Origin of the sequence: Herbaspirillum sp. C7C2 (assembly GCF_022627865.1) — a bacterium.
Taxonomy (GTDB): Bacteria; Pseudomonadota; Gammaproteobacteria; order Burkholderiales; family Burkholderiaceae_D; genus Herbaspirillum; species Herbaspirillum frisingense.
Map to the genome: position 1 here is coordinate 1 of NZ_JABXGI010000015.1, position 26361 is coordinate 26361.

Consider the following 26361-nt stretch of genomic DNA (forward strand, 5'->3'; position numbering starts at 1 on the left):
CTAAACACTGGTGGGGTTGGAGTTTGTAACTCGCACGCGTCCTGGCACCGGCCATCGCCGCCGCTGCCCTGGCCTTCCCCGGCAATGCCTTTGCCCTGGAAAAATTCAAGATCGGCTACCTGCGCGTCATGGACGATGCCCAGGCCATGGCCGCCTATGAAGCCGGCCTCTACAAGAAGTACGGCCTGGATGTGGAGCTGATCGAGTTCAAGTCCGGTACCGACCTGGTCAAGGCCATCGTCGGCGGCCAGCTCGACAGCGGCGTGTTCGGCTTCTCCAATGCCGTGGCCTGGGCCTCCAAGGGCGCCGACCTGAAGGTGGTGGGCGGTGCGCAACTGGGCTATCACGCCCTGGTGGCACGCGAGGACTCTGGCATCAACAAGGTCGCCGACCTGAAGGGCAAGACCCTGGCCTCGCAAGCCGAGGGCAGCACCGCTGATACCGTACTCAAGGGCGTGGTCCTGCGCGACGCCGGCGTCAAGCCGGATGACGTCAACGTCATGGGCGTCTCGCCCCAGGTGGCGGTGCAGTCGCTGGTGGGCAAGCGCGTGGATGCGGCCTTCCTGTTCGAACCGCAGGCCCGCATCGCGCAACTGATTGCACCGGTCAAGCAGATCTATGAGATCGGCGAAGTCTGGCCCTTCCCCTGCATGGTGGTGATCACCTCCGGCGAGACCCTGAAGAAGAAGCGCGACGCTGTCTGGAAGTCGCTCGACGCCCAGCGTGACGCCATCACCCTGCTGCAGAAGAAGCCCGCCGAGGCATCCAAGCTGATCGCCGGCTACTTCATCGCCGAGCCGACCCTGAAGACCCTGAAGCATGGCGAAATGCTGCGCGAAGACGTGATCCGCGATGCCATCAAGAGCCAGACCTTCACTGCCAAGATCAACAAGAAGGACCAGGACCGGATGCAGGAAATCGCCGATATCCTGCAATCCCAGGGCTCGCTCAAGACCCGTGATGGCAAGCCCTTCGACGTGAACTCCATCACCGACCTGTCGTGGCAGAACGCCCGCAAGCTGTGATGTCGGGATGGCTGGATGCCTGAGGACTGTGCTGCCTACCGTTCGCCCTGAGTAGCGGCGCAGCCGCATATCGAAGGCACTGCGTCGGGGGCGCCTTCGATACGGCCCTGCGGGCCTACTCAGTCCGAACGGTTGGAGGTCGGGTTGAAGAGGTTTAATGTTTTTTGATCTGGCCGGAGCGAGTCCGGCCATCGTCTTTTATTTGTCTTATGAGCTCACAGCGTCGCGTTACCGGTCTCCGCAAGAAGCTGGCCATGGTTCTGGCCATCGTCTTCATCCTTCTGATGTGGCAGATTGCGGCCTGGTCGCTGCCGTCCTTCCTGATGCCGGGCGTGCCGTCGGTGGCGGCGCGCCTGTTTGAAGAGGTGCAGTCCAGCAATTTCCGCCTGGCCCTGTTCGGCAGCCTCTATCGCCTGGGCATGGGCTATGGCTCGGCACTGGTGCTGGGCATCGGTTTCGGCCTGATCGGCGCGGTATTGTTTTTCTTCCGCGAAGTGCTGAAGTCGGCCATCGTGATCCTGCAATCGATCCCGTCCATCGCCTGGGTACCGCTGTTCCTGATCCTGATGGGCTTCGGCAACCTGCCCATCGTGGTGGTGGTGGCCATCGCCGCCTTCTTCCCGGCAGCGCTGTCGGTGATGAACGCCACCGAGAGCGTGCAGCAGGTGCATGTCTCGGCCGCCCGCGTGATGGGCGCGTCGCGCCTGTCCATGCTGCGCCGGGTCTACCTGCCGGCGGTGATGCCGGAGCTGATCACCGGCGCCCAGCTGGCCTTCGGCAACGCCTGGCGCGCCCTGATCTCGGCCGAGATGCTGGTCGGTTTCGGCAAGGGGCTGGGTCGCACGCTGGCCTACTCGGGGGAGACTGCGGACATGATCGGCGTGATGGCCAACATCCTGACCATTGCCATCCTGGCGGCGCTGATCGACCAGGTCATCCTGGAAAACCTCAAGCATCGACTGCTGCGCTATCAGTATGTCTGAGAAAAACTCCTGATCCGGGTTTGATCCAACACCAAGTATTCAAGTCATCTGGACTCACGATGCGCGGTCTTCATTCTTTCATTTTTGCGCTGGCGGCATTGCTGTCATGCAGCCTGCAAGCCGGTGTGCTGGATGACGCCCGTCGCAGCGGGCAACTGCGCATCGGGCTGGATCACGTTCCGCCGACGTACAAGGGCGGCATGAAATTCCGCACGCCGGAAAACATCGCCACCGTGCTGGCCGATGACCTGGCCGCGAAGTGGAAGCTGAAGGCCGAACTCCAGACCAACGGTGCAGAACGTGCCGCCCTGAAAGGGATGCGGCCCGAGCTGGTGTTCACCCGCACGCTGCCCGGACAGGCCGCGCTGAGCGATGTGGTCGAGATCCCCACCGGCTACAGCGCCGGCGGCATGGCCATCATGCGCACCGACACCACCATCCGCAAATGGGAAGACATGCAGGGCCGCAGCGTTTGCGTCTCGGCTGGTTCCCCCTATGTCGGCACGCTCGCTGCGCGTTACGGCGCCATCGAAAAAGTGATGCCGGCCCCGGCCGATTCCCTGCTGGCAGTACGTATCGGCCAGTGTGATGCAGCCGTGCATGACGACACGCTCATGAAGGCCCTGCTCAAGCTGCCGGAGTGGAAGAAGTTTTCCGCCCAGTTGCCGCCCACCTCCCGCCAGGCATTGGTACTGCAGGTGCGCAGCGGCGACCCGGCCGATCTGGCCGCGGCACGCCAAGTGGCGGCGCGCTGGAACGAGGCGTTCTGGGGCAATGCCATCAAGAAGTGGGTCAATAGCGTGGCCTTCGAGGTTTATCTGGATCAGAACGTTCCGGATTGTCACTGAGCGCAGGCGAATCCCGAATCGGAAATCTCATCTCCATCCAGGCAAGGGAAGGGCGGTCGTCAGTTTTGTCTCTTCCAGGGAAATACTGGTTTCAGTCTCCCCCACGCTATCGATGATGATCAGCCTGTCGCGGATGAACTTGCGGCAGGCGTCGACGCTTTCCACGCGCAGCATCAGCAGATAGTCGTAGTTTCCCGTGACCAGATGGCAGGTCATGATTTCCGACATGTTTCTGATGGCAGCCTCGAACGCATCCACCGCCTTCTTGCTCTGGGTGCGTAGCCGTACGTGGATGAAAGCGGTCAGGCCGAGGCCGATCTTGGGGCCATCGACCAGTGCCACGTATCGCTTGATGATCCCGTCTTCTTCCAGTTGCTTGACCCTGCGCGCGCAAGGCGTGGGCGACAGGCCCACGCGTTCCGACAGTTCCTGGATCGTCAGGTGCGCGTTCTCCTGCAATGCCTGCAGGATCTGTATGTTGAATTTGTCCAGATTCATATATGGCTGGAGCCCTCGTTATTGGTGATTTTCACCAGAAATGGCGATACAAGAGGTGTATCTTAGCTAAATTCTCTATCGCTGTGAGCGTATTCTGCATGCATGAATACCTTACTTCTCTTCTTCAACGCCTTGCTCGTCGGGCTAGGCTCTTCAATGGTTCTGTCGCAAAACGCGGAGGTTACCCCCGTAATCGGGGTGGGTCATCGCATGTTGGGGGCAGGGGTGATTCTGCTGTTGATCGCATGGGGAAGCGGGAAGCGATTGCGCCTTGCACGTCATCACATCCTCTGGGTGGCCATGCAGGGCATAGCCATGTTCGGGCTGGCCTACGTTGCCTTCTACAATGCGGTACTCCACATTCCCAGCGGACTGGTCGCCCTGGTGCTGTCGGTCTCGCCGATGATCACGGCGTTTCTCTCACGGCTCTTGACCGGGGATATCCCGACGACCACCGATAAGATCGGCATGGGCTGTGGCCTACTGGGGATATGCATCGTTTTCGGTGGCGGGACGGGACCACTGATTTTCAATCACTCCTATCGGCATGAACTGATGCTTGGTCTGGCATGGGCATTGATGGCCGCCTTCTCGACGGCAGCAGGCACGGCCATCGGTGCGCGAAATCGCCTACATGGAATATGGGGTGTCGCCACTGTTGGCTGGGGGTTGCTGTTCAGCGGTGTGGTGTGCCTGGCGGTGGCGGCGATGGAGGGCTCGGCGATCGTGTCCAGGTATTCGGATTCCTACCTGGCCGGGCTGGCTTATCTGGTCGTGGCGGGATCGGTCGCGGCATTTCTGTTGTACTTCGAACTGATCAAGCGTACTGGCCCGGCCAGGGCGTCATTTTCGTTTGTCCTGGTCCCGGTGGTAGCGATCTGCATGTCCGTCATCAGAGAGGGGGTGGTGGTGACACTCCCCCTGTTCGCTGGAACCAGCATTGCGTTGTTGGGCAATATTGTCGTGTTGCGGCAGTCGTCGAAGTCCCATGGTTCCGGTGGCTGACAGCTGACGGTCAGGACATCCTCTCCACGGAGGATGGCAAGTCTCATGAGCTTGCCATCGCCCAGCTTGCAGCGATTATTGTGTTTTTGCTACACAGTCGGCACTGTACCGCCGTCTATCCGATACTCGGTTCCCGCCATCGAAGCCGCTCGCGGGGATGCCAGAAATGCGATCAGATCGGCGACCTCCTGCGGTGGTGCGGGCCTGCCTACCGGGATGCCTCCCAACCAGTCCATGATGATTTTCTTGCCACCCTCGTAGTCCGTCCCGGCCTGCGTTGCCATCCGCTGCGCGAACGTCACGGAAGCCTCGGTCTCGATCCAGCCCGGGGCGACACTCAAGACGCGCACGCCCTTTGACGTCACCTCTCTTGCCAGTGACTTGCTGTAGGTCGTGAGCGCCGCCTTGGCAGCGGCATAAGCGGTGGTCGACTCGGGCAGGGGCAGCACGCGCTGGATTGAGCTGACGTGAATGATGACCCCGGAGCCTTGCGCCAGCATGGCGGGCAACAGTGCACGATCCAGACGCACGGCCGGCATCAGGTTCAGGTTGAGCTCGGCGAACCAGTGCTCATCGCTGATCGCAGCGAAACCACCGACGGGCGTTCTTGATCCTCCGAGGACGTTGATCACGATGTCGACGCCACCCCAGTCCTGCAGGATGGCGTGGGCGAGGTGATCGCTCCCGTCCGCGGTGGAAAGGTCGGCAGCGAGGTAGCTCACTCCCTCGACTGGCTGCGCAGGCAGGGAGCGCGCCGATGTCATCACCCGGGCACCAGCCTGGGCGAGGGTTTTCACGACGGCAGCGCCAAGGCCCTGCGTGCCGCCAGTGACCACGGCCCGCAGGCCCTTGAGATGAAGGTCGAAGCTCATGCGCTGATCTCCAGCGAGGCGATCAGGCCACGCTCCAGGCGAAAGCGATAGGTCAACACGATAGGGCTAGCGGGGAAGTTGCCGGAGACCTTGGCACGCACGAGTTGGACGCCGTCGTCCAGTTCTACGGAAAACGGCACGCTGGTCGCGCTGAACCTGGCCGATGCCTCGGCCATGAAGGCCGTGATGGCGTTGACGCCGGTATAGGTATGGCCGTCATCCCTCATGACGGCCTGTGCCGTGAAGCAGCGCGCCAGCGCTTCGGGATTGTGTTCTGCCGCGAAGTACGCGGCAATTGGCTCAGGAAGGGGCAGGGCGTCCATGTGCTTGGCTCGATGAGGTTGGTAAAGGCCTCAGGATGCGCGCCAATGTGAATTTAGTTAATATCCTAGAATTCGTATGTTCTATGTAGAAAATAATACATAATGCGTGGATCCGATTTTGCTGAGTTGAAGGCCTTCGTCGCTGTCGTGGAGCGGCAGAGTTTTGCCCGCGCGGCGGAGCATCTGGGACTCTCGCCGTCGGCCCTGAGCCAGACCATCCGGCAACTCGAAGGCCGCATTGGCGCTCGTCTGCTAAACCGGACCACGCGCAGCGTCGCGCCCTCGGCGAGTGGTGAACTGCTCTACAGACGTGTGGCACCGCTGTTTCGGGAGATGGCTGCTGCAGTCGCTGAAGCCAGCGAGGCCACAGGCAAGATGAGTGGCACGCTGCGCATCAATACGCTGGGGATCGCGGCGCGAACCCTCATTGCGCCCCGGCTTTCACGTTTCCATCAGGCGCACCCGGACGTCGTCCTCGACATCGTGGTGGACGACGCGCTGACCGACATCGTGGAGGGCCGTTTCGACGCCGGTATCCGCGTCGGTAACCGGCTCGAGAAAGACATGGTGGCGGTCCGCCTCACACCGGACCTGAACATGGTGGCCGTGGCGTCTCCGGACTATCTCGCCCGTCGCGGAACGCCCAGGACACCTGCCGACTTGCACCAGCACACCTGCATCAACTGGCGGCTCCAGATGGACGGCAGGCACTACCGTTGGGAATTCAAGAAACGTGGGCGACAGATGGAGGTCGCGGTGGACGGCCCCATCGTCACCAACCATGCCGATATCGGCATCGCTGCAGCACTCGACGGGCTTGGCATTGCCTATCACTTTGAACGGGATGGCGTGGCCGAACTTCTGGAACAGGGGCGGCTGGTCCAGGTGCTGGCGGACTGGTCGATTTCGCGCCCGGGGCTGTTCCTCTATTACCCGAACAGGCGGCATCGACCAGCTCTCCTCGGTGCGTTCATCGACTGTCTGCTGGATCGGGAACCAGAGACCGTCTGACCGTATTATGTCGACGACCGGGAAGCCGGTCTAGGCCATCGTGGCCGCATTGAGCGTGCCGTTCTTGGCCATCTCCTTGATCCGCTCGCGGACCTTCTCTGCCAGTTTCTGCTTGTCGTCGGACGACATCTGCTCGTATTGATCTTTCGTTACCCCCAGGGACTGCAGCACCATATAGAACAGCCGCTGATCCGGCGACATGGCCGCCCATTCCTGCAGTTCCCGCGCCGGATCGGACTTCGTCGAGGCTGACAGCGAGCCACTGGCCTTGGCCAGCTGCAGCCTGCTCTCGAAAGAAGATCCCGATGCGTTGCCCCCGCCTTGTGTCGAACCACTGCCCGGATAGGTGGCATTTTTATCAATCGAGTCGATGATGTTCATGATGAGTTTGTGATCTCCGATAAAACTTCATTGTGCGTGGGCTGGACGCACGCTTGCAGCCCACGGTCTGACAGGTCAGCGGCCGCCGATCCATCCTGGCGGGCGGAGTCATTTTAGAACTTATTTTATAAACAGTCGTGAGAACCGGTTGAGACGACCACATCGATATGAGGTACGCCATCCCCGGCATGTGGGCTGGACGCCTGCTGTTTTCCGCCGGATCTTGGCCAAGGGTCTGAATGACAATACCCCGTGCGCCAATATAAACAGGGGATTGCATGCTCGTCGGGGCGGGTAACATCAGGGCTATCAACGCTTGCCTACAACCCGATAACTCTTTCCCGTGCGAACAATCTGGACGAAGCCTTCCTCACCGAGGTGCATACCCGCGATAAGTAGTTGGTCCGCACTCACCATATCCAGCAAGTGAACCCGGGTTGCCGTCGCCAGATGCGGATCGAGGTCGAATGCGATGGAGACGTCGGGGCGAGCGATCTGCAGGTGCGGGAAATGCACGATATCGCCCCAGATCAACAGGCCCTGCCCATTTGAGTTGATGTGATAGCCGCAATGTCCGGCGGTATGTCCGGGCAGCGGCTGGGCGCTAATGCCGGGAAGGACCTCGCCGCCGGCGAAGGTGCGCAGCCTGTCCCGATACTTGCCGAATACCCGGCGCGCGAAGATGAAATTTCCGCGCGCCCGCTCGCTGGCGCGGCAGAAATTGGCGTCGTTCTCCCAGAAGTCCAGTTCCTGCCCCTGTACTACCAACTCCGCATCGGGAAAGGCGCGGTCTCCTGCGCTATCGAGAAGGCCACCAATGTGGTCGGGATGAGCATGGGTCAGAAGGACGGTATCGATGTCGGAAGGCAGCACTCCGGCCTGCTTGAGATTGTCCTGTAATCGGCCACCCCATTGCTTGAAGCCACCGGCGCCGGCATCGACCAACACGGTTTGCGTCGGGCTGCGGATCAGATAGCAATTGATATGGATGGCAGAGGGGTCGCTCATTCCTGCCGCATGCTGGAGCCTGGTCGCCTCTGCAGGATCGATATTGGACAGCAGCTCCAGAGGTGCGCTGAGAAAACCATCACTGATGGCGGTGACGGAGAAATCACCGATTTGCTGACTGGGGAAATGCATTTTCGTCTCGTTTGCTGTGGGTAGGAGTCAATGCCTTGCGCTGATGGACTGCGCGGCATAGGCAAAGCAGCGGATGCGCGGCAGCAGTCCGGTATGGTCCTGGATGGCCTCGTCCAGCTGCTGCATGAAATCTTCCATGATGGCCGGCGTCCTGTTTGCCGACATCCGATAACGGACGTCGGCGAATGCAGGATGGCCTGTCCCATGACCGACCGCGACGTAGATGACGTGGATGTTCTCGGGCCGCGCCTCCAGAATCTTCGTGCAGAGCTGTATGCAGCGCGCGGTGAGCCGATCCAGGGATTGCGCGGCGGGCATCTGGTCCTGGCGGATGTAGAAAGTGAGATTGGGCATCGTGCTAGCTCGCGCTGACGATGGCTGGCTCGCTACCGCTGCGCAGTTGCGCAGTCATCGGAGCATAGAGATGCAGCCCTTCGGGTAGGGCAATACCGTCGATATCGACGGGATCGGACAGGACTGCCATCCATCTCCATTCCGGGAATTTCTCCAGGGCGACGGCATGCAGGATCGATGGCGACAGCCCCATCGCCACCAAGGGATCGGGGCCACGCGCGCTGAGCAGCAGGTACTCCCCGCTACGCACCGCAGGGGCCGTAGCCGATGTTTCATAGAGATTGCGATGCCAGTCGGTGATGTGTTGCTGCCATCGCGCGAAATTGCCACCGCCTTTTCGCCGGTATTCGTCAGAGAGAAGCACGTCGTGATGGTCAATCGTATGCAGCGCGAGATAGACCGGGCAGCCTTCCCTCAAAGCCTTGAATCGCTGCGAAGTGTGAAAGCCGCGCACGGAGATGAGGGCGGGTAACTTTTCCAGGCTGTAGAAATCGTTCCATTCTGCTTCGCTGACGGGGTCGGCGAAGCTGCATTCGACGGTATAGATCATAATGATGATGGGCCACGGCCACCCTTGTGGCGGCCTGCTTGGTTGAGGAGTTGTCATGATAGGCAGCCAATCCCGGTCAATAAATCGATACTTAGGCAAGCTTCACTGACATAAGGTAAAGCTCACGTCATCAACCCGCTTATGGAATACGAGGAATACGATGCGGCGCAGGATTCCCAGCAACAGCTCACTGATGGCATTCGAGGCTGCGGCGCGTCACGGCAGCTTTGCACGTGCCGCCGAAGAACTGGCCTTGACCGAAGGCGCCATCAGCCGGCAGATTGGCCGCCTGGAGGGATTTCTGGGAGTGACCCTGTTCGAGCGGATCGGCAACCGCGTGCGCTTGCTGCCGCATGGCCAACGTTATGCCAGCCACGTCCGGGAAACGCTGGAGCGCCTGGACCGAGACAGCCAGCATCTGATGTCCCAGCCTCCCAACGGGGCCAGCCTGGATATCGCGGTCAGCCCTACGTTTGCGATGCGCTGGCTGATCCCCCGCCTGCCGCGCTTTGCTGCCCTGCATCCCCACATCACGGTGCATCTCTCCGAACGCATGGAGCCGTTCCTGCTGCCTGGCAGTGGCCTGGATGCGGCGATCCATTTCTTACATCCGGCCTGGACCGGAATGCACACCTATCGTCTGCTCGATGAGGTGCTGGTGCCGGTATGTCATCCTGCATTACTGGAAGGAGCGACAGGGACCCCTGCCTTGGACACGCTGCCTCGCCTGCATCGACGTCAGAATCACGATGCCTGGAATCGCTATGCCGCGCAGACAGGGATTAGCCTGAGCCATTCTGCGCAAGGGCCCCGCTATGACTTGCATGGAATGCTGATTGAGGCAGCATTGGCCGGGCTGGGCGTCGCGCTGGTGCCCCGTCTGTATGTGGAAGTCGAGCTGGCGCAAGGTCGCCTGGTCGCACCGTGGCCGCAGGACAGCAGCATTTCCAAGACATTTTGCCTTGTGCTCCCTGAGCCGTTGCAACTTGGCAGTGAGCCCCTCAGGGCGTTCGCACAATGGATTCTTGAAGAAGCGAGACCGTTGGCCGGACTTGAATGAGCGAATGGCCGACTTTCGTATGACCACGTGGCACCCTCCGGAAGGCAATGAAAGAGGGTCAGGTGGAGCGGCTCATCCTGCGAGCGAACCATGAATGGCTATGTCCCCCGGATGATACGGTTCATCGGTGCGGAAAAGGCGCGTGAGATGACCTGGGCCAGCGCAGCCGACATCATGAAGTAAGCGGGCAGGAGCACCATCTTTGCTCCTCCTGAAATGGTTTGCGGTGGGAATCCTGCGCGCATCAGGCCGAGTACGATCAGATGAAAAAGATAGAGCTCATAGCTCAAGCGCCCGCATGCAGCCAGCCCACGGCACACGACTGTCGTGCCGCGTGCGGGCCTGTATTGCGCGGCGACCAGCATAAGAGCCGTCCCTGCAGCCATGACCGTGCAACCCAGCACCTTGCTCTGCGCGATCGGCCAAGCCAGATATAACACCGCCATGGATAGTCCGAGCGCGACCCGCACGACAGGGTGATTCAGCCATGCGAACCCGCCGCGCCTGGAAAAGATCGCAGCACAACAGCCGATCGCGATACTGTCGAAGCAGGCCCAATAGCCATACAGGAATTGCCCCTCGTCGCCGGGGTGCGCAAAACGATAGACCGGCCCGACCACGATGATCACCGCCATGAAGACCAGAAGCCGGCGCTCGCTTTTCAACACCAGACAGGCCAGCGGGAACACCAGATAGAACACCTCTTCTACGGAAAGCGACCACAGCACGCCGAGCGCATAGTTCACCCATCCATGCCGCGCAATCAGCACGTTCATGTGGAAAGCCACCCCGGCCAGGTTGACGCGCCACATCGACACGCTGCCTCCATCGACGACGCGGTTCTGAAAGATGGTCAGCCCCGCCATAGCCAGCAGATCCACCAGGCATAGCAGGAGCAGCAGGCAAGGCAGGATGCGTGCGATGCGCAGACGGTAGAAGCCGGCCAGGTCGATCTGGCCGATCTCCCGCCGGCGCTGTAAGACTTTGGACGTGATCAGGAAGCCCGAGATGGCGAAGAAGATGGTGACGCCGTAGTTGCCGTTGCGCGCCAAGGCGCGTAATGCCGGCCATCCGAACACGTCCGCCAGCCATGTCTCTTCAAGCCGATAGGCAATATTGAAATGGTGAAACAGTACTAGCAGGATCGCGATGCCTCTGAGTACATCGATCCGGGGATTATGCGTCGTCAGCATGCGGTCGTGACAATCGGTGGAGGGCATCGAGGGTATGTTGGCCTTTCAGATGTATAGACATTTTAGTCTAGACACTTTGGTCTAGAAAATATATTCTACTTCGCAACGATCATGCCTTTTGGAATCCGATATGGAACCAGCCCACAAGAAATCCAGGCCCACCGCGGCCGAATTGAACCTGTTGCGTGTGCTGTGGCAGCTGGGCGATGCCACCGTCAAGCAAGTGCATGAGGCCATGCTGCCGGAGCGGCCCGATCTCTCCTATGCCACCGTGTTGCGGCAGATGCAGGTCATGCACGGCAAAGGCATGCTGACGCGCGATGAAAGCGAGCGCTCTCACGTCTATGCGCCGGCTCAGCGGCAGAAGTCGCTGCAGGCGACCCTGCTGAAGGATCTGATCCAGAAGGCGTTCTCGGGATCGGGCAAGGCGCTGGTGATGGCGGCATTGCGCCATCACGTGACGCAAGAAGAGAAAGACGAGATCAGGAGACTACTGCACGGAGATGAGCGGTGATCGCGGAATCATCTACCGTGGTCACGGCAATCGGCTGGGCGCTTCTGAATTTCCTCTGGAAAGGGGCACTGATCGGTGCCGTCGCCGTCGTGCTGCTGCGCCTGCTCCCCACTGCGGCTTGCAGGCAACGTTATCTGATGCTGTGTCTGGCGCAACTGTCGTGCCTGGCGTCGGTGTTGCTGGAGGCAGGCCTGTCTATTGCAATGACCACAGCATCGACAGGCGCCGGCCACGGTCTGGCCGGGATGATCGGAAGCCAGCCCTTTTCCATCTTCCTCACCTCCGCAATGCCATGGCTGGTTGCCTGCTGGTCGGTCGGCGTGATCGCAATGGGAGCGCGGCTGGCATCCGGGCTGTACTGGAGCAGGAATATCGCAGTACAGACCGGCGCAGCGCCCACGCGTTGGCAGGCCTGCGCCAGCTCCCTGGCGATATGTTGCGGCGTCCGCCGACCGGTGTTGCTACGTGTGGCGCATGGCAACCATGGACCGCTGACGACGGGATGGTGGCGGCCAGTCATCATCGTCCCGGGGGCGATTTTTCTGAGCATGCCACCGCAGATGCTGGAAGCCTTGCTGGCTCATGAGATCGCCCACATCAAGCGCCTGGACTACCTCATCAATCTGTTGCAGAACGCGATCGAGGCATTGCTCTTCTTCCATCCAGTGGTGTGGTGGCTCTCCCGGCACATCCGTATGGAGCGCGAGTTGATCGCCGACGATCTGGCCGGTACGCTGACCGGCGAGCCGCGGCAATTGGCGCTCGCGCTGGAGCGCCTGAGTCAATGCCAGACGCGGGACAATACGGTAGCCGTGTCGCTGCAAGCGGCGAGCGGGGAATTGCTGGAGCGCGTGAAGCGGCTGGCGCGGCCGTCAACACGGATCCCTCCCACGGTCATGATATCCACGGTGCCGGCGGTGATGCTGGCCCTGACGATGGCTGCCGCGCTCGCGGCTGGTCTGCAGTTTGTGCCGGCTACGCCATCATCGATGGCAGCCACGCGCGCCGCGTCGGAGCATCGGCAAGCCGGCACCTTGCCGGATGCCGTTCTGGAGGGGGAAGCCTCTATGCTGGGACGGCTGTTGGAGTCGAATCATGTGGCGGTTCTGGATAGCCATTCCGGTCGCGTGCTGCTGCGAAAGGACGCCGATGCGGTGGTGCCGATCGCCTCGCTGAGCAAGCTGGTCACGGCGATGGTCGTACTCGATGCAAAGCCTGATCTGGATCGACTGGTTCGCATCGAACAGCAGCACGTCAGCGCCTTGCGGCAGGTCAGTTCCAGTCTGCCGCAAGGGGCCCGCGTCAGCCTGCGCACGCTCATGCAACTGGCACTGGCTTCTTCGGATAACCGTGCTGCCTATGCGCTCGCTCAAAGCTATCCGGGTGGTCTGCCTGCGTTCAGGCGAGCGGCCAGTGCCAAGATCACGGAACTCGGCCTGGCGCACACCACATTGGATGATCCGACCGGGCTCTCGCCGCGCAACACCTCGACTGCGCTGGAGCTGGCTGCCATTGCCGGCGCGGCCGCAGGCTATCCGGACATCGCACGTTATACGACAGCCCCGGCGGGCGCGATCATGATCGCCGGGCAGCGCGTCACCTATCGCAACACCAACCAGCTGGTCGGACAAAAGGGATGGGACATCGCCTTGTCCAAGACCGGCTTCACGGCAGCGGCGGGCCGCTGCCTCATCATGCGGCTGAAGTCGCCACAGCAGGATGTCACGCTGGTCTTGCTCGACGGCGCCAGGCCTGACGCCATGGAACGTGACGCCCGCAGTATTCGCCGCTTGCTCCCCGCGATTCCGCAGCAGCAACCGCAGCAGAACGGCTGACACTTTTCCCGATCGCGGATCTCGTTCTGGTAGCGCCGATGCCTGCCGGGGCGAGTTGCACCCTTTTCCCATCTCCTTGCACTGACGAGAAAATTTCCCCATGACCATTTCCTTCAAACGCCGTCAACTCAGCATCGGCCTTCCCCTGGCATTCGGTCTCGGCGGTATCGCCTTTGACCTGCGCGCCGCTACCTCGCCGCTAGCCGAACTGGAACACCGCTATGGCGGGCGCCTGGGCGTGTTCGCGGTCGATACCGGTTCGGGCAAGACACTGGCGCATCGGGCCGACGAACGTTTCCTGATGTGCAGCACGTTCAAGGGCATGCTCGCTGCACAGGTGCTAGCCCGCGTCGATCAAGGCAAGGAGAGCTTGCAACGATCAATACCCTATACCAGGAAGGATCTGATCTTCACCTCGCCGACCACCCTGACCAACGTCGGGCGCGGCAGCATGACGGTAGGCGAGCTGTGTCAGGCGACCGTCGAACTGAGTGATAACACTGCCGCCATCCTGCTGATGCGCAATGCTGGCGGCCCGGAGGGCTTGACTGCTTTCTTGCGAAGCCTGGGCGACACCGTGACGCGTTCCGACCGTTATGAGCCGATGTCCAATCAGTACAGTGGTGAGCGGGACACAACCACGCCGCGGGCCATCGTCGGCAATGCACGCGCCATCCTGACGGGCGATGTCTTGAGTCCGGATGCGCGCCAGCAACTGGAAGACTGGATGATCGCTTGCCGCCCGGGACGCAATCGCCTGCGTGCGGCCCTGCCGGCGGATTGGCAGGCAGGCGACCGCCCCGGCACCAGCGTGGAGCGGCAGACCAATGACTACGCGATCGTGCGTCCACCGCAGCGTAATCCGCTATTTGTCGCTGCTTACTATGATGCGCCGACGTTGGATATGTCGCGCCGCGAAGCCGCCCTCAGAGAGGTGGGAGAAATATTCGTGGCGTGGGCCCAGACATCGTCCAGATAGATGGGTCTCCTTTGCATAGCGCTTCGCCCCCGAGTTATGCTGAATTCTTTCTGCACTATCCGAAGCATTGCCAAACATCAGTGGGACTTCGTGAATGGAGTTTCCAGAAAACTCATCCCGCGAGTTAGTGGCCGGTGCAAGCTCCGAAGCGGGCAGTTCCAGACATCCAATTGTCCGCATACAATGCGTATCCCCTTAATGAACACTCACGCAATGAATCAAGTACATCTCGTTGAAGGCCCTGTCGGGGCTGGCAAATCCACCTTCAGCACCGTCTTGGCGGAAAATGTCGGGGGTGTACATATTGCGCTCGACGAGTGGTTCGCCAGGCTCTTTAGTCCTGATCGCCCCGAAGGTGATTTCGTCTCTTGGTATGTCCAGCGCAAAGAGCGCTTGTTGGACCTGATCTGGATTCATAGCCAAAAAATACTGGATTCAGGGCGAGATGTCGTGCTGGAACTCGGCTTGATCCAACAAACACCTCGAATGGCGTTTTGCCGGCGCATCGTGGACCAGGGATTTTCACTTCGTATCCATGTGCTTGATGCCCCTCTGGAACTTCGTCGCGAACGTGTCCGGCGGAGGAATGAGGAGCAAGGTCCCACATTCTCAATGCTCGTGCCGGATCATATATTCGAGATCGCGAGCGCACTTTGGGAGCCGCCGGATGAATTTGAGTGTGAAGAATTCGATATCGATTTCGTCAGCGCTAGCCCGATAGCGCCGCCTCTTGCCTGAAGACATATGATGAATATTAGAAAATCACATCGCGACGATGGTGATCGAGTGCTGGACATCTGGCGCAATGCCGTACTGGCCACGCATGATTTTTTGAGTCCGACTGACTATGCGGAAATTGCCAATGAGGTCCGGGATTTTCTTCCAGATGCTCCATTGCTATTAGCCGTTGACGAGAACGACAGACCGTTGGGCTTCATGTCGTTGAATGACGCGCACATGGAGGCGTTGTTTATCGATCCTGCCCATCATGGCAAAGGCATTGGTCGTGGCCTGGTCGAATACGCATTGGGCTTATCGCCTTTTCTGACGACGGATGTCAACGAACAGAACGAGCAAGCATCCGCTTTTTACTTGCACTTGGGCTTCATCAAGACAGGGCGATCAGAACTGGACGGTCAAGGACGGCCTTACCCGCTGCTTCATCTGGAATGCCGACGCCAGCGGTCAATCTAGTGTTGACCCGGTTTGCGAGCAATACCGACACTGGGGGCATTGCAATTCGTAAGTGTCACTTTCGGCCAGTGGGGAGGAAGCGCGACGCTTGCTGCGGCCTGCCCAACAGGCGGGAGCCATCCGCCGAGCGCTACGGTAAGGTTCCATCTGGCTTGTCTGTACGGCAATCACTTGCCACCCTGACATCGATGTACGCCGGGCCAGGGCGGTTTATTTGCCAGATTCATCACAGTTTCCGCACGGCATCCCCGTAAATCTGCGCGACTCAGGATTTTCCCTGTGGCAGAGCGTGACAATGGGCGTAACATAGCGAGTTCGTACCGGCAGCGGTACGCCCGATCCGGTCCAGTATCCGTCTTCAGTCTTCGCAGTCACAGGGAGCCCAACATGCCCATCGACATTTCCTCCGCCGTCAACGCCGTCGTCTCCGACCCCAACGGCAATACGCCCACCACGGGCAAAGCCAACGATCCGGTCGCCGTGCGCCGTGCCGAAGAGGCCGCCGCCGCCGCCAAGGCCGAAATGCGCCGCCAGGAAGAAATCCAGGCCGACCAGACCCGTGCCGAGACCGCCAACGAAGAACGCAATCGCCGCGAACAGGCTTCGCGCAACTCCACCGGCGAAATCATCGGCACCACCATCAATTCGGTGGCCTGAGCCGCTTCAGTCCGTAGGGCAACGACAAAGCCCGCCCTGCCAATGGCAGCGCGGGCTTTGTCGTTGCCGCTCCTCCTCAGTGATGCTGGCCGGGGCCGTTCAGTGAGCCCAGCAGCCAGGTCTCGGCCATGTCGATCTGGTTGATCAGCATCAGGAAGGTTTCATCGTTGATGCGCTGTTCGGCGCGCAGGTAGTGCACCTCCAGGCGCTCGGCGCGGATCGCCTCCAGTCGCAGTTCGCGCTCGAACTGCTTGAAGCGGTTGGCGGCGCGCTGGGTGTCTTCCGAATCGCTCTCCGCATTCATCCGCATCCGGTAGGTGGCCAGCAGGCTGCCGCTGACTTCGGTCAGCAGCGCCAGGTCGTTTTCGTCCAGGGTCACGCCGATGCGTTCCTGGGCGGTCTCGATACTGCGCACGGCCGCCTCCGACAGGCGCAGACGCGCCATCATCTCCTCGGCCCGGCGACGCTTGACCTCGGCATCGAGCTGCAGGTCCTTGAGCATCCACGGCAGCAGGAAGCTGCCAAACAGCAGCGAGCAGACGATCACCCCGGTGGCCAGGAAGATCAGCAGGTCGCGCGCCGGGAAGGGCGTATGTTCCTTCAGCAGCAGCGGGATCGACATCACACCGGCCAGGGTAATGGCGCCGCGTACGCCTGACAGCGCGGTGATGCTGATCAGGCGCAGGTCGAACTTGCGATTGCGTCCGCTCTGGCCGCGCAGTGCCGACGCGAAGCGGCGCATGCGCAGGTTGATCCACACCCACACGAAACGCAGCACGATCAGCGCCAGCGTAATGGCCAGGATATAGACGAACAGGTGCCAGACCGGGACGTTGCCGGCCATCTGCGCATCCACGTGAGCCAGGCTGACGATGCCCGGCAACTGCAGGCCCAGCAGCAGGAAGGACATGCCGTTGAAGACGAATTCCAGCATCGTCATGATGCTGCGTCCCTGCAGCCGGGTGGCGGCCGATTCGCCGCCGGCCGTTTCCAGGTAGGGCATCAGCATGCCGGCGGCGACCGCAGCCAGGATGCCGGAGAGACCAAAGTGTTCCGCGAAGATGTAGGCGGTGAAGGGGATCAGCAGCAGCAGCACCACCTGGATGCCCGGTTCGTCACCGGCCCATTCGATGATCTTGCGCCGGATCAGGCCGAAGCCCCAGGCCACGATCAGGCCCACCGCGATACCACCGGCGGCGATCAGCACGAAGGAAATGCTGGCATCCAGCAGCGAGAAGCTGCCGGTGATGACGGCGGCGATGGCGAACTTGAAGGCCACCAGACCGGAGGCGTCGTTCATCAGCGCTTCGCCCTCCAGCACATGCTGCATCGAAGCTGGCAGGCGGCCCTTGCCGATGATGGAAGAGACCGCCACCGCATCGGTGGGCGAGAGCACGGCCGCCAGGGCGAAGGCCGAGGGCAGCGAGATGACCGGGATCATCCAGTGGATGAAATAGCCCACCCCGACCACGGTGAACATCACCAGACCCAGCGCCAGGGCCAGGATGGGGCGCGCGAGCCGGAAGAACTCGCGCTTGGGCATGCGCCAGCCATCGGTAAAGAGCAGTGGCGGGATGAACAGCAGCAGGAACAGTTCCGGATCGAAACTGATGCGCAGGCCGAACATGGGCAGGGCCAGCACGGCACCCAGGGCAATCTGGAACAGCGGCAGGGGCAGCTTGAATGGTGCCAGCCTTGCCACCACGCCGGAGACGGCGACGGCCAGCAGCAGGATCAGGACGGTAAAGACGATTTCCATGAGGCAGCGGTAGTGTGTTCTTGTGATGAGGCGCGGGAGGGTCAGACCCGCTTGACCGCACTGAGTTGCAGGGGAGTTACAAAGGCTTGCAAGCCGGTTGCAGATGGCTTGCCAGGCGATGCAGGAGAACGGGAAGTATACGGCAGGAGGGGGCAATCCGTCGCCCGGGCGGGAAGCGGGCCTGTGTCCTCAAAAGAAAATGCCGCCCGGCGTGGCACCGGGCGGCATCATGGTTCGGAGGAATTCAGCAGAGGAACGGTAGCGATCTCAGCCTGCGACCTTGGCCAGGTAGCGCGCGCGCCAGGGTTTCAGGACCATCAGCGCCAGGCAGGCGGTCAGGATGTCCAGCGTGATTGCGGTGCCGAAGACCGGATGCCAGCTGCCGGTCTTCTCATGCATCATCGCCGCCAGCGGGCCGCCGAAGATGGAGCCGATGCCCTGCGAGATGTACAGCCAGCCGTAGTTGGCGGTGGCATTGCGGGTGCCGAAGGTATCGGTCAGGGTGGAGGGGAAGAGCGAAAAGATCTCACCCCAGCCGAAGAACACCACGCCCGACAGCAGCACGAACAGCACCGCGTTCTCGCGCGTGGCCAGCCACAGCGCCATGGCCACGCCTTCCAGCGCGAAGGCGAAGAACATGGTGTTCTCGCGACCGTAGCGGTCCGAGATCCAGCCGAAGAAGGGGCGGGTCAGGCCATTGGTGAGGCGGTCGATGGTCAGCGCCAGCGGCAGCGCGGCCAGGCCGAACACCATCACGTTGGCCACGCCGAAGTCGCGGGCGAAGGTGGCCATCTGCGAGGTCACCATCAGGCCCGAGGTCGACATCATGGTCATCATCGCGAACATCAGCCAGAACAGCGGGGTGCGCAGCATCTGGCGCGGCGCCAGGTCATGCGTGCTGGCGGCAATGGCCGGGGCCGGCATGGCGGCGGCGTGGCTGGCATCGGGTGAGCGCAGGGCCTGCGAGGCGATCACGCCGATCACGGCAAACACCAGGCCGAATTGCCAGAGCGTGGTTTCCAGTCCGGCGCTGGCCAGCGAGGCCGAGATCGGGAAGGTGGTCAGGATCGCGCCCATGCCATAGCCGGCCGCCACCATGCCCACGGCGAAGCCGCGCCGGTCCGGGAACCAGCGCACCATCTGGCCGACCACGCCGACATAGACGATGCCGGTACCCAGCCCGCCCACCAGTCCATAGGCCAGGTAGAACATGCCGATGCTGGAGACCTGCGCCGCCAGGACCCAGGACAGGCCGGACATGAAGGTGCCGATGGCGATCAGGCGACGTGCGCCGAAGCGCTCGATCAGGCTGCCCTGGAAGGGCGAGAAGAAGGTCTGCAGCACGATCAGCATGGAAAAGGTGATCTGCAGTTCCGACAGCGGCACGCCCAGCTTGGCGGTCAGGGGTTTGGTGAACAGGGTCCAGACGTATTGCGGGCTGGAGATGGCCATCATGCAGATCAGGCCGATCAGCAACTGGAACCAGCGGTTGCGCAGCAAGCCCTGGGTGCTCGCCGGGGCGGTTTGGGTGAGGGTGGTCATGCGTTTCTCCTGTACAGAAAGCCGGATGGGAGGCCAGGGACTGCCGGATGAGGCAGCGGGCCGCGTGCCTGAATTTATGTATGCATAAATCCTGGGCTCGCAAAAGCAGCTTTCATGCCATTTGCCTGGCGGCAAGCGCGCATGCGGAAAAAACCGTCCGCTACAGGTTCACACAGAGGGGGACAGGGCAAGCGGGGAGGGTGTGCGGCCTTGCTCAGCCGAAGCGCTTGCGTCGTGCCGGTGCTCCGCCGGTGCCCAGATTGCCTTGCGGCGGTGCGGCCTGCACCGACTCGGCGCGCACCTGTTCCAGGCGGGTGATGGTGAGGCGCTCGACCACGGTGTGGCTGTCCTCGATGTGACGGGCGATCAGGGCGCCGGCCAGTTCGGCGTCGGCGCTGGCGATGGCGTCCAGGATGGCGCAGTGCTCGGCGTAGGTATCGTCGATGCAGTCGCCATAGGCGAAGTCGAGCCGACGCATGATGCGCAGCTGGTCGGTCAGCTGGCGATAGACACTGTCGGCCTCGCCATTGCCGGCTGCCTGCACCAGCGCCGCATGGAAGCCTTCATCCAGGGCCGCTACGGCCAGGCCGTCCGGCAGGCGGTCGGTGGCGGCGCACTGCCAGATGGCGCCCTGTGTCGCGACCAGTTGCTGGCGACGTTCGGGCGCGACGCGCGGGGAGCACAGCTTGCGCACCGCGTGCAGTTCCAGCATCTCACGCAATTCATAGAGGGAGGCGAAACGCGCCAGGTCGATCGGCACCACTTCCCAGCCGTTGCGGAAATGGCCGCGCACCAGTCCCTCGCTCTGCAGTCGCATCAGCGCTTCCCGCACGGGGGTACGCGAGACCTGCAGGCGTTCGGCCACGTCATTCTCGGCGAAGCGGTCGCCGGGCAGCAGGCGGAAGGCGTAGATGTCGTCGCGCAGGCTGGCGTACACGGTATCGGTCAGCTTGCCGGTGCGGTGCCGGGCCAGTTCGGTGGAGGCGATGCGAGGCTTCATGAGGGTAGCGGGCGGGCAGGTGCGCTGCATGCAATGTCGTGGCGGCTATCTTAACGCGCTGTCGGCTTTGCTTGGAAGATGCCCGCCAGCAGAGTTTGCGGGCCGCGCCTACAATGGTCGCCACTGTTTCCGACCATCATGACAAGGAGATTCCGATGCAACAACGCAAGCTGGGTCAATCCGATATCACCGTGGCGCCGCTGGCCTTCGGCGGCAATGTGTTCGGCTGGAGCATTGATGAGAAGACCTCTTTCTCCATTCTCGACAAGTTCGTCGAGGCCGGCCTGAACCTGATCGATACCGCCGACGTCTATTCGCGCTGGGCGCCCGGCAACCAGGGCGGCGAATCCGAGACCATCATCGGCAAGTGGCTGGCCCAGGGTGGCCGGCGCGACAAGGTGGTGATCGCCACCAAGGTCGGCAAGGACATGGGCGAGGGCCGCGTGGGCCTGAAGAAGGATTACATCCTGCGCGCCGTGGAAGATTCGCTGCGTCGCCTGCAGACCGACCATATCGACCTCTACCAGTCGCACGACGATGATCGCAGCACGCCGCTGGAAGAAACGCTGGCCGCCTACGACACCCTGGTCAAGGCCGGCAAGGTGCGCCTCATCGGGGCCTCCAACTACGAGGTGGACCGGCTGGCGCAGGCGCGCGACATCGGTCGCCAGCTGGGTCTGCCGTTGTACCAGACCCTGCAGCCCGAATACAGCCTGGTCGCCCGCGAAGGGTTCGAACGTACGCTGGAGCCGTATTGCCTGGAGCAGGGCGTGGGCGTGATCGGCTTCTATTCGCTGGCCAGCGGCTTCCTCAGCGGCAAGTACCGGAGCGAGGCCGACCTCGGCAAGAGCGCCGCCCGTGGCGGCAAGGTGAAGTCCTATCTCAACCCGCGTGGCTTCCAGATCCTGGCTGCGCTGGATGCGGTCGCCGCCCGTCACGCCAGCACCCCGGCGGCCGTCGCGCTGGCCTGGCTGATTGCGCGCCCCAGCGTGACCGCGCCGATTGCCAGCGCCACCTCGCTGGCGCAGCTCGACGAACTGGTGGCCGCCACGCGCTTGCAGTTGAGCCGCGAAGACATCGCCGCGCTCGACCAGGCCAGCGCCTATTGAGCGACCCCGACCCGTCTCATACGAGGGCGCAATGCAAACAGGCCAGCGTTTTGGCGCCGGCCTGTGCTTGCTGCCCTGCGGGAACGGTCAGGCAGTGGTGACCGCCGCCTCCAGCTCCTTGCCCTGCGTTTCCGGCAGGATCAGGCAGGCCACGATCACCAGTCCGTAACAGCCGGCGGCGATCCAGCCGATGGTCTGTCCCAGTGGCATGCTGTTGCTGAGATAACCCACCAGCGCCGGGCAGATCGCACCGATGGCGCGACCGAAGTTGTAGCAGAAGCCCTGGCCCGAGCCCCGCACGTCACTGGGAAACAGTTCGGACAGGTAGGCGCCCATGCCAGAGAAGATCCCCGACAGGAAGAAACCCAGCACGAAGCCCAGCGCCAGCATCCAGGCGTCGGTGATGATCATCTGCGTATAGCTCAGCACCAGCAGGATGCCCATGGCCGCGAACAGCATGAAGCAGCGGCGGCGACCGATGGTGTCGGATAGCCAGGCCGAGGTGAGATAGCCGCAGAAGGAGCCGCCGATCAGCACCAGCAGATAGGTACTGGTGCCCAGCACCGAGAGATGACGCTCGGTCTTGAGGAAGGTCGGCAGCCAGGTGGTCACCGAGTAGTAGGCACCCTGCATGCCGGTAGCCAGCAGGCTCGCCAGGATGGTGGTGCGCAGCAGGTCGCGATGGAAGATGCGCAGGAAGTTGCCGCGCTGGCCGCTTTCCCGCATCTTCGCCTGGGCCGCCACGAACACCGCCGGCTCGCTGATGGCGCGGCGGATGTAGAGCGTCAGCAGGGCCGGCAGTACGCCGATCCAGAACAGCACCTTCCACGCCTTTTCCGGCGGCAGCACCGCGTACATGCCCCAGAAGGCCAGCGCCGACGCCGCCCAGCCCACCGCCCAGCTGCTCTGCACCAGGCCCGAGGCCTTGCCGCGATGGCGCGCAGAGATGGTCTCGGCGATCAGCACCGAACCGACCGCCCACTCGCCTCCCATGCCGAAGCCCTGCATGGCGCGGGTGAAGAACAGCTGGCCGAAGGAATCGGTGAAGCCGGAGAGGAAGGTGAAGAAGGCGAACCACAGCACCGTCCATTGCAGCACCCGCACGCGGCCGTAGCGGTCAGCCAGGATGCCGGCGGCCCAGCCCCCCACGGCCGAGGTCAGCAGGGCGCCGGTGGCGATGTAGCCGGCCTCGGCGCGGCTCATGCTCCACGCCGCCAGCAGCGTGGGGATGAGGAAGGTGTAGATCATGTAATCGAAGCCGTCCACCGCATAGCCGGTGAAGGTCGCCGTCAGGGTGCGTCGTTCCGCGCTGCTGGTTTCTTTGAGCCACATGGTTCTCTCCGGGGCGGGGTGTCAGAGTTCGCTGTTGAGCTTGTCGGTGACCAGCATGTAGCCGGGCGCGTGGGTGATGCAGAAGGCCGGGCGGGCCGCCACGATGGCCGCCTGCGGCGTGACGCCGCAGGCCCAGAACACCGGCAGCTCATCGTCGTGGACCGCCACTGCATCGCCGTAGTCGGGCTGGTTGATATCGCTAATGCCGATCAGGGCTGGGTCGCCGATGTGGATCGGTGCTCCATGCACCTGTGGTGTGCGGGCGGTGATCTGCACGGCGCGGATGGCGTCGGCGGCCTTGAGCGGACGCATGGAGACCACCGTGGGGCCGGAGAAGACACCCACCGGCCTGGTCGGGATGTTGGTGCGATACATGGCCACGTTGCGGCCTTCGCTGACATGGCGCAGCGGGATGCCCTCGGCCAGCAGCGCGTGTTCGAAGGAGAACGAGCAGCCCAGCGCGAAGGTCACCAGGTCGTCGCGCCAGTAGGCGCGCAGGTCGGTGACCTCGTCCACGCGTTCGCCATTGCGCCAGATGTGATAGCGCGGCACGTCGGTACGGATGTCCAGGTCCTGGCCCAGTCCCGGGATGGCCGGCGAGCCTGGCTCGGAGACGCCCAGCAGCGGACAGGGCACCGGATTGAGTTCGCAGAAACGGCGGAAGTCATCGGCCAGCGCGGCCGGCAGGATGGCCAGGTTGACCTGCACATGGGCGCTGGCCACGCCACTGGTGTGGCCGGTGAAGTCGCCATGGCGGGCGGCCAGTCGCACTTCCAGTGCGGTCGAATCGGCGGTGAGGGAAATGCTGCGGGGGGCGTGCGGCATGGTGGGCGTTTCAGGCATGGCGGTCTCCTGCGTCGTGCTGGCGCTTGATGATGGGATGGGAATGCCACCGATGGTAGGAGGGGCATCCAGCACGCGTCCAACAAAAAATTTATATCTTTTGTTATCGATTTTTTCGATGACGTCAGCGTTTTTGTTGATTGACTTTTTGTTGTTCCCGTCAGCTGGTAGGCGTTTCCCGACTGGTGCGAAACATGTTGCCTGATGGCGATGGCCAGGGGCGGGATTCAGTCTTCGTCCGCCGTGGAAGCGCCGCGCCGTTTGCCCTGGGCGCGCCGGGCGTGTTCCAGGGCCGAATCCAGCACCAGTTCGGCCACGCTGGAGCCCGGCTCCTCGCGATAGCTGGCGTGGATCTGCAGCGGCGGCAGCGTTTCTTCGCAGCGCAGGATGCGCAGCGGCAGGCGGCGGGTCAGTTCACGCATGGCCAGCTTGGGCAGGGTCGCCACGCCGAAGCCGCCTTCTACCAGTTGCACCATGGCCGAAATCGAGGAGATGGCGTGCACGCGCGGCATCGGCAGCCCGGACTCCTGCAGCAGCTGCAGCAGCCCCTGGTGTGGCTGCGAGCCGCGCTGGAAGGTGATGAGGTCGTCGGCCGCCAGTTCTTCCAGCCGGTAGCGACGCGTGCCATGGGTATCGCGATGGCCGACGAAGACCATCTCCATGGACGCCATGATGCGCGAGCGCACCGCCGTATCGCTGCCCACGATGGAGGTGAAGACCAGGTCCTGGGCGCCGCGCCCGATCTGTTCCATCAGCACCGGCGAGGTTTCCACGGTCAGTTCCAGCGCGAAATCGGGATAGCGGCTGCGGATTTCCTTGAGCCAGCCGGGCAGCCAGCTGTGCACCACCGATTCGATGCTGCCGATGCGCAGCGCCATCGGCCCGGCCGGACTGCCGCCCAGTTCCTGGCGGATCTGGCTTTGCAGCGACAGCAGCTTCACCGCCAGCAACTGGAAGCGCTGGCCCGAGGCGGTGAGACGGAACTGCTTGGCGCGACGGTCCAGCAGGACCACGCCCAGTTCTTCTTCCAGCGAGGCGATGCGGCTGGACATGGTCGATTGCGTGATATGCAGCTTTTCGGCGGCGCGGGTGATGCTCTTGAGCGAGGCGGCCCAGTGGAAGGCCTCTACGAAGCGCAGGTTCATGGATAGAAGAGGGAAGCGATAGGCGCGCCTAGCCTAACAGATGCGATGCGTTTCCAGGGGGGTGGGTAGCCCGATGGTACGGTGGAGAGCCCGGCCCGTTTTGTGTATGTTGCGCGGATCTCAACCCTATCCAAACATCATGAAGAAAAGAAACTTGTTCGAAGAACTGATGGCCGGCTTGGCAGACATGGCCAACGAACGCTCTGGAAAAATCACTCTGCGCACCATCCGGTGCCAACTGCCCCCCAAGCCTGTCTCGACCTGATGCGTCTGCTGCCCAGGAAACTGCCATCCTGCGGCAGTTTCTTGCGCGCCGCACCAATGTTCCCGCCGCTTGACACATCCCGCCCTGATACCTATCCTCCACAGCCATTGGTCTTACCTTTGCGACGCATGCGTCCCAGGCCAGCAAGACGTTGCCGATGCGGCAACGAATCATCCCTACAGGTCTTCACTCCCGACAGCATGTCCTTTGATCCCATCGTCCAGAAATCGATTTCCGAGCAGGTCGCGCAGCGCTTGCTGACCATGATCCGCAGCGGTCTGTTGAAGCCCGACCAGCAACTGCCGCCCGAGCGCGAGCTGGCGGCCATGCTGGGCGTGGGCCGGCCGGCCGTGCGCGAGGCCATCCGCGGGCTGGCACTGCTGGGCTTGCTGCGCATCCGCCAAGGTGAGGGGACCTTCGTCAGTTCGCTGGAAACCCGCGAACTGCTGGAGCCGCTGGAGATGATCATCGACCTCAATCCCGGCACCCTGGAAGCCTTGTTCGACGCCCGCCTCATCATCGAGACCGGGGTGGCGGCGCTGGCGGCCACGCACATGGAGCAGGCCGAGCTGGACCGGCTGGTGCGCAACGTCGAGGACGAGGCGCGCCTGCTGTCGGACCCGGCCGCTTTCTCGGCGGCCGACGTGGAGTTCCACGAAGCCATCATCGAGGGCTGCAACAACCCCTTCCTGCAGAGCGTGGCCGGCAGCCTCTACATGCTGGGCAAGAAGAGCCGTTCCATCACCTCGCGCATTCCGGCCACGCTGGAGCGTAGCCTGCAGGACCATCGCGACATCCTCGATGCGCTCAAGGCCCGCGATCCGCAGAAGGCCTCCGAAGCCATGCGCAATCACCTCATGAATGTGCGCGACGCCTACCGCAGCGCCGGTCGCAACCGCGACGAATCGGTGCACGACTGATCAGGCAGCAAGCGTGACCGTTGC

28 protein-coding genes are annotated in these 26361 nt (G+C 62.4%); 14 read left to right on the top strand and 14 right to left on the bottom strand.

Annotation, left to right across the window (positions count from 1 at the left end; genetic code table 11):
• Positions 1 to 41 precede the first annotated feature (41 nt).
• The 3 genes from HWE04_RS17320 (at position 42) to HWE04_RS17330 (ending at position 2856) form a co-directional block, all read left to right on the top strand.
• Complete coding sequence (locus HWE04_RS17320; RefSeq protein WP_241813251.1) at positions 42 to 1025, top strand: ABC transporter substrate-binding protein; 984 nt, start codon at positions 42 to 44, stop codon at positions 1023 to 1025.
• 209 nt (positions 1026 to 1234) lie between these two features.
• Entirely contained in the window at positions 1235 to 2008 is a 774-nt protein-coding gene (locus tag HWE04_RS17325) for an ABC transporter permease (protein ID WP_077238312.1), read from the top strand.
• Positions 2009 to 2067: 59 nt separating this feature from the next.
• A complete protein-coding gene (locus HWE04_RS17330) occupies positions 2068 to 2856 on the top strand; it encodes a transporter substrate-binding domain-containing protein (RefSeq protein ID WP_241813202.1) in 789 nt (262 codons plus the stop codon).
• 27 nt (positions 2857 to 2883) lie between these two features.
• On the opposite strand, the gene HWE04_RS17335 is transcribed toward HWE04_RS17330, so the two are convergent.
• On the bottom strand, positions 2884 to 3354 hold the full coding sequence (locus HWE04_RS17335) for an Lrp/AsnC family transcriptional regulator (protein ID WP_006462772.1): 471 nt from the start codon (positions 3352 to 3354) through the stop codon (positions 2884 to 2886).
• A gap of 102 nt (positions 3355 to 3456) precedes the next feature.
• Here HWE04_RS17335 and HWE04_RS17340 point away from each other — a divergent pair, with 102 nt between their 5' ends.
• On the top strand, positions 3457 to 4359 hold the full coding sequence (locus HWE04_RS17340) for a DMT family transporter (RefSeq protein ID WP_241813203.1): 903 nt from the start codon (positions 3457 to 3459) through the stop codon (positions 4357 to 4359).
• Between the two features lie 89 nt (positions 4360 to 4448).
• Here HWE04_RS17340 and HWE04_RS17345 read toward each other — a convergent pair whose 3' ends face one another.
• Together HWE04_RS17345 and HWE04_RS17350 are read right to left on the bottom strand one after the other, a co-directional pair.
• A complete protein-coding gene (locus HWE04_RS17345; RefSeq protein WP_241813204.1) occupies positions 4449 to 5231 on the bottom strand; it encodes an SDR family oxidoreductase in 783 nt (260 codons plus the stop codon).
• Positions 5228 to 5554, bottom strand: coding sequence for a nuclear transport factor 2 family protein (locus tag HWE04_RS17350; RefSeq protein ID WP_241813205.1), 327 nt, complete (start codon positions 5552 to 5554; stop codon positions 5228 to 5230). Before HWE04_RS17350 ends, HWE04_RS17345 begins: the two co-directional genes overlap by 4 nt.
• A gap of 102 nt (positions 5555 to 5656) precedes the next feature.
• On the opposite strand from HWE04_RS17350, the gene HWE04_RS17355 reads away from it, so the two are divergent.
• On the top strand, positions 5657 to 6565 hold the full coding sequence (locus HWE04_RS17355; RefSeq protein ID WP_241813206.1) for a LysR family transcriptional regulator: 909 nt from the start codon (positions 5657 to 5659) through the stop codon (positions 6563 to 6565).
• A gap of 30 nt (positions 6566 to 6595) precedes the next feature.
• On the opposite strand, the gene HWE04_RS17360 is transcribed toward HWE04_RS17355, so the two are convergent.
• The 4 genes from HWE04_RS17360 to HWE04_RS17375 form a co-directional block, all read right to left on the bottom strand.
• The gene (locus tag HWE04_RS17360) at positions 6596 to 6946 is read right to left on the bottom strand and encodes a hypothetical protein (protein WP_006462767.1); all 351 of its coding nucleotides are present in this window, start codon (positions 6944 to 6946) and stop codon (positions 6596 to 6598) included.
• Positions 6947 to 7255: 309 nt separating this feature from the next.
• Entirely contained in the window at positions 7256 to 8086 is an 831-nt protein-coding gene (locus HWE04_RS17365; protein ID WP_077236302.1) for an MBL fold metallo-hydrolase, read from the bottom strand.
• 27 nt (positions 8087 to 8113) lie between these two features.
• The gene (locus HWE04_RS17370) at positions 8114 to 8440 is read right to left on the bottom strand and encodes a hypothetical protein (RefSeq protein ID WP_077236303.1); all 327 of its coding nucleotides are present in this window, start codon (positions 8438 to 8440) and stop codon (positions 8114 to 8116) included.
• Between the two features lie 4 nt (positions 8441 to 8444).
• Entirely contained in the window at positions 8445 to 8990 is a 546-nt protein-coding gene (locus tag HWE04_RS17375) for a sugar ABC transporter (RefSeq protein WP_241813207.1), read from the bottom strand.
• Positions 8991 to 9150: 160 nt separating this feature from the next.
• Between HWE04_RS17375 and HWE04_RS17380 the strand changes: the two genes are divergently transcribed.
• Positions 9151 to 10050, top strand: a complete 900-nt coding sequence (locus HWE04_RS17380; RefSeq protein WP_241813208.1) for a LysR substrate-binding domain-containing protein — start codon at positions 9151 to 9153, stop codon at positions 10048 to 10050.
• 98 nt (positions 10051 to 10148) lie between these two features.
• Here the strand turns inward: HWE04_RS17380 and HWE04_RS17385 are convergent, their stop codons facing one another.
• Complete coding sequence (locus HWE04_RS17385; protein ID WP_241813209.1) at positions 10149 to 11270, bottom strand: acyltransferase family protein; 1122 nt, start codon at positions 11268 to 11270, stop codon at positions 10149 to 10151.
• Positions 11271 to 11373: 103 nt separating this feature from the next.
• Here HWE04_RS17385 and HWE04_RS17390 point away from each other — a divergent pair, with 103 nt between their 5' ends.
• The 6 genes from HWE04_RS17390 (at position 11374) to HWE04_RS17415 (ending at position 16422) form a co-directional block, all read left to right on the top strand.
• A complete protein-coding gene (locus tag HWE04_RS17390) occupies positions 11374 to 11757 on the top strand; it encodes a BlaI/MecI/CopY family transcriptional regulator (RefSeq protein WP_241813210.1) in 384 nt (127 codons plus the stop codon).
• A gap of 17 nt (positions 11758 to 11774) precedes the next feature.
• Positions 11775 to 13592, top strand: a complete 1818-nt coding sequence (locus HWE04_RS17395) for a M56 family metallopeptidase (RefSeq protein WP_241813211.1) — start codon at positions 11775 to 11777, stop codon at positions 13590 to 13592.
• 100 nt (positions 13593 to 13692) lie between these two features.
• Positions 13693 to 14571 carry a class A beta-lactamase gene (bla, locus tag HWE04_RS17400; RefSeq protein ID WP_241813212.1) on the top strand — a complete coding sequence of 293 codons (879 nt, stop codon included), beginning with the start codon at positions 13693 to 13695 and terminating at the stop codon, positions 14569 to 14571.
• Positions 14572 to 14784: 213 nt separating this feature from the next.
• Entirely contained in the window at positions 14785 to 15309 is a 525-nt protein-coding gene (locus HWE04_RS17405) for an AAA family ATPase (RefSeq protein WP_241813213.1), read from the top strand.
• Positions 15310 to 15315: 6 nt separating this feature from the next.
• A complete protein-coding gene (locus tag HWE04_RS17410) occupies positions 15316 to 15765 on the top strand; it encodes an acetyltransferase (protein WP_241813214.1) in 450 nt (149 codons plus the stop codon).
• A 387-nt stretch (positions 15766 to 16152) separates the two neighbouring features.
• Positions 16153 to 16422: a hypothetical protein gene (locus HWE04_RS17415; protein WP_077236311.1), complete on the top strand. Its 270-nt coding sequence runs from the start codon at positions 16153 to 16155 to the stop codon at positions 16420 to 16422.
• A 76-nt stretch (positions 16423 to 16498) separates the two neighbouring features.
• Here the strand turns inward: HWE04_RS17415 and HWE04_RS17420 are convergent, their stop codons facing one another.
• From HWE04_RS17420 to HWE04_RS17430, 3 genes are all read right to left on the bottom strand, one after another.
• Positions 16499 to 18181, bottom strand: a complete 1683-nt coding sequence (locus tag HWE04_RS17420; protein ID WP_006462754.1) for a Na+/H+ antiporter — start codon at positions 18179 to 18181, stop codon at positions 16499 to 16501.
• A gap of 267 nt (positions 18182 to 18448) precedes the next feature.
• The gene (oxlT, locus tag HWE04_RS17425; protein ID WP_006462753.1) at positions 18449 to 19723 is read right to left on the bottom strand and encodes an oxalate/formate MFS antiporter; all 1275 of its coding nucleotides are present in this window, start codon (positions 19721 to 19723) and stop codon (positions 18449 to 18451) included.
• A gap of 214 nt (positions 19724 to 19937) precedes the next feature.
• The gene (locus HWE04_RS17430) at positions 19938 to 20723 is read right to left on the bottom strand and encodes a GntR family transcriptional regulator (RefSeq protein WP_241813215.1); all 786 of its coding nucleotides are present in this window, start codon (positions 20721 to 20723) and stop codon (positions 19938 to 19940) included.
• A gap of 155 nt (positions 20724 to 20878) precedes the next feature.
• Here HWE04_RS17430 and HWE04_RS17435 point away from each other — a divergent pair, with 155 nt between their 5' ends.
• A complete protein-coding gene (locus tag HWE04_RS17435) occupies positions 20879 to 21832 on the top strand; it encodes an aldo/keto reductase (protein WP_006462751.1) in 954 nt (317 codons plus the stop codon).
• Between the two features lie 87 nt (positions 21833 to 21919).
• Here HWE04_RS17435 and HWE04_RS17440 read toward each other — a convergent pair whose 3' ends face one another.
• The 3 genes from HWE04_RS17440 to HWE04_RS17450 all read right to left on the bottom strand — a co-directional run bounded on the left by HWE04_RS17440 (position 21920) and on the right by HWE04_RS17450 (position 25152).
• Positions 21920 to 23164 carry an MFS transporter gene (locus HWE04_RS17440; RefSeq protein ID WP_006462750.1) on the bottom strand — a complete coding sequence of 415 codons (1245 nt, stop codon included), beginning with the start codon at positions 23162 to 23164 and terminating at the stop codon, positions 21920 to 21922.
• Between the two features lie 21 nt (positions 23165 to 23185).
• Positions 23186 to 24007: a putative hydro-lyase gene (locus HWE04_RS17445; protein ID WP_241813216.1), complete on the bottom strand. Its 822-nt coding sequence runs from the start codon at positions 24005 to 24007 to the stop codon at positions 23186 to 23188.
• A 227-nt stretch (positions 24008 to 24234) separates the two neighbouring features.
• Positions 24235 to 25152 carry a LysR family transcriptional regulator gene (locus HWE04_RS17450; protein WP_102663363.1) on the bottom strand — a complete coding sequence of 306 codons (918 nt, stop codon included), beginning with the start codon at positions 25150 to 25152 and terminating at the stop codon, positions 24235 to 24237.
• A 465-nt stretch (positions 25153 to 25617) separates the two neighbouring features.
• Here HWE04_RS17450 and HWE04_RS17455 point away from each other — a divergent pair, with 465 nt between their 5' ends.
• Positions 25618 to 26337, top strand: coding sequence for a FadR/GntR family transcriptional regulator (locus tag HWE04_RS17455; RefSeq protein WP_006462747.1), 720 nt, complete (start codon positions 25618 to 25620; stop codon positions 26335 to 26337).
• The last annotated feature ends 24 nt before the right edge of the window (positions 26338 to 26361 follow it).

Bases quoted from the DNA above. Each gene is read 5' to 3' on its own strand.
- HWE04_RS17375 (WP_241813207.1), bottom strand. From the start codon at position 8,990: ATGATCTATACCGTCGAATGCAGCTTCGCCGACCCCGTCAGCGAAGCA.
- HWE04_RS17445 (WP_241813216.1), bottom strand. From the start codon at position 24,007: ATGCCTGAAACGCCCACCATGCCGCACGCCCCCCGCAGCATTTCCCTC.
- HWE04_RS17335 (WP_006462772.1), bottom strand. From the start codon at position 3,354: ATGAATCTGGACAAATTCAACATACAGATCCTGCAGGCATTGCAGGAG.
- HWE04_RS17450 (WP_102663363.1), bottom strand. From the start codon at position 25,152: ATGAACCTGCGCTTCGTAGAGGCCTTCCACTGGGCCGCCTCGCTCAAG.
- HWE04_RS17385 (WP_241813209.1), bottom strand. From the start codon at position 11,270: ATGCCCTCCACCGATTGTCACGACCGCATGCTGACGACGCATAATCCC.
- HWE04_RS17390 (WP_241813210.1), top strand. From the start codon at position 11,374: ATGGAACCAGCCCACAAGAAATCCAGGCCCACCGCGGCCGAATTGAAC.
- HWE04_RS17405 (WP_241813213.1), top strand. From the start codon at position 14,785: ATGAATCAAGTACATCTCGTTGAAGGCCCTGTCGGGGCTGGCAAATCC.
- HWE04_RS17440 (WP_006462750.1), bottom strand. From the start codon at position 23,164: ATGTGGCTCAAAGAAACCAGCAGCGCGGAACGACGCACCCTGACGGCG.
- HWE04_RS17365 (WP_077236302.1), bottom strand. From the start codon at position 8,086: ATGCATTTCCCCAGTCAGCAAATCGGTGATTTCTCCGTCACCGCCATC.
- HWE04_RS17360 (WP_006462767.1), bottom strand. From the start codon at position 6,946: ATGAACATCATCGACTCGATTGATAAAAATGCCACCTATCCGGGCAGT.
- HWE04_RS17380 (WP_241813208.1), top strand. From the start codon at position 9,151: ATGCGGCGCAGGATTCCCAGCAACAGCTCACTGATGGCATTCGAGGCT.
- HWE04_RS17435 (WP_006462751.1), top strand. From the start codon at position 20,879: ATGCAACAACGCAAGCTGGGTCAATCCGATATCACCGTGGCGCCGCTG.
- HWE04_RS17355 (WP_241813206.1), top strand. From the start codon at position 5,657: ATGCGTGGATCCGATTTTGCTGAGTTGAAGGCCTTCGTCGCTGTCGTG.
- HWE04_RS17350 (WP_241813205.1), bottom strand. From the start codon at position 5,554: ATGGACGCCCTGCCCCTTCCTGAGCCAATTGCCGCGTACTTCGCGGCA.
- HWE04_RS17430 (WP_241813215.1), bottom strand. From the start codon at position 20,723: ATGAAGCCTCGCATCGCCTCCACCGAACTGGCCCGGCACCGCACCGGC.
- HWE04_RS17370 (WP_077236303.1), bottom strand. From the start codon at position 8,440: ATGCCCAATCTCACTTTCTACATCCGCCAGGACCAGATGCCCGCCGCG.
- HWE04_RS17340 (WP_241813203.1), top strand. From the start codon at position 3,457: ATGAATACCTTACTTCTCTTCTTCAACGCCTTGCTCGTCGGGCTAGGC.
- bla (WP_241813212.1), top strand. From the start codon at position 13,693: ATGACCATTTCCTTCAAACGCCGTCAACTCAGCATCGGCCTTCCCCTG.
- HWE04_RS17455 (WP_006462747.1), top strand. From the start codon at position 25,618: ATGTCCTTTGATCCCATCGTCCAGAAATCGATTTCCGAGCAGGTCGCG.
- HWE04_RS17420 (WP_006462754.1), bottom strand. From the start codon at position 18,181: ATGGAAATCGTCTTTACCGTCCTGATCCTGCTGCTGGCCGTCGCCGTC.
- HWE04_RS17410 (WP_241813214.1), top strand. From the start codon at position 15,316: ATGATGAATATTAGAAAATCACATCGCGACGATGGTGATCGAGTGCTG.
- HWE04_RS17330 (WP_241813202.1), top strand. From the start codon at position 2,068: ATGCGCGGTCTTCATTCTTTCATTTTTGCGCTGGCGGCATTGCTGTCA.
- HWE04_RS17415 (WP_077236311.1), top strand. From the start codon at position 16,153: ATGCCCATCGACATTTCCTCCGCCGTCAACGCCGTCGTCTCCGACCCC.
- HWE04_RS17345 (WP_241813204.1), bottom strand. From the start codon at position 5,231: ATGAGCTTCGACCTTCATCTCAAGGGCCTGCGGGCCGTGGTCACTGGC.
- HWE04_RS17325 (WP_077238312.1), top strand. From the start codon at position 1,235: ATGAGCTCACAGCGTCGCGTTACCGGTCTCCGCAAGAAGCTGGCCATG.
- oxlT (WP_006462753.1), bottom strand. From the start codon at position 19,723: ATGACCACCCTCACCCAAACCGCCCCGGCGAGCACCCAGGGCTTGCTG.